3 protein-coding genes are annotated in these 3,378 nt (G+C 50.0%); all 3 read right to left on the reverse strand.

Features of this window, described 5'->3' with window-relative positions:
* A partial coding sequence (locus tag VIM72_RS08615) for a M1 family metallopeptidase (protein ID WP_332002432.1) occupies positions 1-1,407 on the reverse strand: 1,407 nt, incomplete at its 3' end.
* Between the two features lie 91 nt (positions 1,408-1,498).
* Positions 1,499-2,569: a winged helix DNA-binding domain-containing protein gene (locus VIM72_RS08620; RefSeq protein ID WP_332002433.1), complete on the reverse strand. Its 1,071-nt coding sequence runs from the start codon at positions 2,567-2,569 to the stop codon at positions 1,499-1,501.
* A gap of 79 nt (positions 2,570-2,648) precedes the next feature.
* Positions 2,649-3,317, reverse strand: coding sequence for a 16S rRNA (cytidine(1402)-2'-O)-methyltransferase (rsmI, locus tag VIM72_RS08625; protein ID WP_332002434.1), 669 nt, complete (start codon positions 3,315-3,317; stop codon positions 2,649-2,651).
* Positions 3,318-3,378: the final 61 nt, after the last annotated feature.

Consider the following 3,378-nt stretch of genomic DNA (forward strand, 5'->3'; position numbering starts at 1 on the left):
GCCAATTACATAACCCAGCTGTTCCAGGAATACAGCGCCTTTGGAGTAGGCGGTGAGGCTATAACCATAGTTGGTATTAAAGTGATCGGCATGCGTGCTGGCAGGTTCTTCATACGGGCTTCTTGCCAGCGCAAAATAACCGGCGTAGGAATCTTCCAAAGCATTGCGTCCTTTCAGTGAATCGATGGTGTTATAGATCACGTTGTTTTCCGCAAAGGTGGTAAAGCCTTCATCCATCCACGGGTACAGGCTTTCGTTGGTGGCCAGCATTCCCTGGTACCAGCTGTGCATCCATTCGTGCATGGCTACGCCATACAGGCCATCCATTTTACCGTTACCCATAATAAGGGTTCCCATCGGGTATTCCATACCGCCATCGCCTCCCTGTATGAAGGAATACTGTTCATAAGGGTAGGCGCCGTAATGCGCTTTGATATAGGCATAGGCAGCAGGGATCATTTTTGCCAGCTGTGGCCAGGTGTTATGGGTGAATTCATTATCGATGTAAAAGAAGTGAGCGGTAAAGCCATCCACTTTCTGTGTGATATGTTTGTAATCCGGATCTGCTGCCCACATAAAATCATGCACATTAGGCGCTATGAAATGCCAGGTGAGCGTGTTACCGGTGGGCGGCGTTACTTTAGCGCCGGGCTTTTCATAGCCATGGCCAATCTGATCAGGGTTTTGCAGGTAACCGGTACCGCCTATGGTATATTTTTTATCGATGGTGATCTTCACGTCATAGTCGCCCCACACGCCATAAAATTCGCGGGCAATGTAAGGAGTGGCGTGCCATCCTTCATAATCGTATTCACACATTTTAGGATACCACTGCGACATGGAAAAGTCAACGCCTTCGGCGTTATTGCGGCCACTGCGACGGATCTGTACCGGCACCTGTGAGGCAAACTCCATATCAAATACTGCTTTGGAATGCGGCAGGATCGGTTTATCCAGCGGCACTTCCAGGATAGTTTCCACTACTTTGAAGTCCTGCGGTTTTCCATCGCGTTTCAGGGAGATGATCTTCTGATAGCCTATCTCGTCGGGTTTAAGTTTGGAGATACGGTCGCGTACACGGTTGTCCCAATCGCGGCGTTCGTTGCCATTCCTGTCTTTTCCAAGTACAATTTTACCCAGTTCACGGCTGCGCACATCCATCATACTGCCTGGCTGGAAAGCGTTCCAGTAGAGGTGGTAAAAAACTTTCTTTAATGTATCGGGGGAGTTATTGTAGTATTCAAGGCGTTGTTGGCCCTTGAACTGGTTGGCCGGTGCATCCACCTTCACGTCCATTGTGTACTTTACACGCTGCTGCCAGCGGTCCGACTGAGCGCTTAGCTTTAACCAGCTGCCTGCCAGCAAGGCAATAGCCATACAGCTGCCTGTTGTAACCCGGTACTTCATTCCGTTTCATTTGGTTTAAGCAGCTAAAATAAGGATCATTTAGCGATTTCGCCATTGATATTTGATGAATGCAGGAAGGCCGCGATATAAATCAGGAGAAACTGCTGAGCGTAAGTCCCAGGAAATCCGCATATTGTTGTGCAGCAGGCTCAAATGCTTTAAGGGCGGCCTTTTTGAGCGGTTTAAACGGGTCGGTAACGATGGCTACGCTGTCTTTTTTAAAAGTGCGTTTCCAGGTACCGGTGATCTGCCCGTTGCTAACCATCAAAGGATTGAAAATACCGTTGATGGTCATTACTTTTTTTGCAAACTGCATGTCTATCAGGGTGCTGCGGTCTTTATAGCCGATGAAATACTCATCGAAAGCCGGCAGCAGCAACGCAGTATCGGGCGGTGTTTGTTTTTTCCCCGGCGCCATCCAGTAGGTGGTATTATTCACCTCCAGCGATTTTAATGCGGATTGTGCGCCTTCCAGCCCTGCTTTTGCATCGGTAACGGGCAGGCCGGCCCATTGGGCGAAATCAGCTAAGGTAGCGGGTCCGTGGCTGATGAAGTAGCGTTTGGCAAGCGTAACCAGCGATGTTTGTTTATCAAATGTGGTGGTGCCGGGAAGCCATTCATCCAGTAGTGTATAGGTAAACTGTTTGCCGCTCAGGGGGCCGTTGCAAATGATCCCGTTTACAGCGGCGTGGTAAACGATATGGTTCATGCGGTGATCATCTGTATTGATGCCTTTTTCTTCCAGCAGGGTAATAAGCTCCTTACGGGTAAGGTGATTTCCTCCCTGTAATGCTTTGGCGATGTGCTGGCTGGTTTTCTGCAGAAGGGCTTCATCCATTTCCAGTTTACGCATCATGCTGCCCATGCGGTTTTTTACAGACGGAGCGATGAGGGCTAACATCCAGCGCACATCAGCGGCAGCCACCAGGTGCAGGGTGCCGCGGAATACGGTGGTGCGGATAATGGTTTTATTATGGATAGCTTTTTCTATATCTGCATCTGTGCTGCCGGGGAGCCTTACGCCGATGCCCCATTTGCTGTGGGCATGTTCCTGCGCCTGCATGGCGCCGAAATAAGCCACGAGGTCCTGTGGTTTTTTAAAAGAGGTTTTGATCAGCTGCTGGTGCTGCAGTCGCAATGAGGCGATATCAGTAACGGGCATGGCTAAATGATTTGTTATACAAAGCAACAGCACGGGTGCGACAAGGGCATGCCGGCAATCAACGGGAAGTTAAAAATAATTATTCAACGCCCTGCACTACCACCACAATTTCTCCTTTTACGCCTTTTTCGCTGAAGTAATCGTGTACTTCCTGCAGCGTACCGCGTTTATTTTCCTCGAACATTTTGGTGAGCTCCCGGCAAACGCAGCATTGGCGGTCTGGTCCGAAATACTGGATCAGGTCGGCGAGGGTTCTGAGCAGTCTCATAGGCGACTCGTAAAAAACGATGGTGCGTTCCTCTGTGGCGAGTTTGGTAAAAAGGGTATGGCGGCCTTTTTTGAGGGGGAAGAAGCCTTCAAAGGCAAAGCGGGTCATGGGGATGCCGCTGTTCACCAGTGCGGGCACAAAAGCGGTAGCGCCCGGGAGGCATTCCACGGGTACGCCTGCACGGGTACATTCCCTTACCAGCAGGAAGCCGGGGTCAGATACGCCTGGTGTACCGGCATCGGTGAGCAGGGCCATTGTTTTACCGTCCTGCAGCTGTTGCAGGAGGTGTTGTACTATTTTATGCTCATTATGCTGATGGTAAGGTGTAACGGGTTTATTGATCTGGTAATGCCGCAGCAGTACACTGGATGTGCGGGTATCTTCCGCGAGGATCAGGTCGGCTTCTTCCAGCACTTTTACGGCCCGGTAGGTAATATCGGCGAGGTTACCGATGGGAGATGGAACGAGATATAATTTCATAATTTAATTACGAATTACGAATTACGAATGTGTGGGGAGATGCAGCCCGGAGACATTTCCA

The sequence above is a fragment of the Chitinophaga sp. genome (assembly GCF_036569185.1).
Taxonomy (GTDB): domain Bacteria; phylum Bacteroidota; class Bacteroidia; order Chitinophagales; family Chitinophagaceae; genus Chitinophaga.

Coding starts and splice junctions, on each gene's coding strand:
- VIM72_RS08620 (WP_332002433.1), bottom strand. CDS start 2,569: ATGCCCGTTACTGATATCGCCTCATTGCGACTGCAGCACCAGCAGCTG.
- rsmI (WP_332002434.1), bottom strand. CDS start 3,317: ATGAAATTATATCTCGTTCCATCTCCCATCGGTAACCTCGCCGATATT.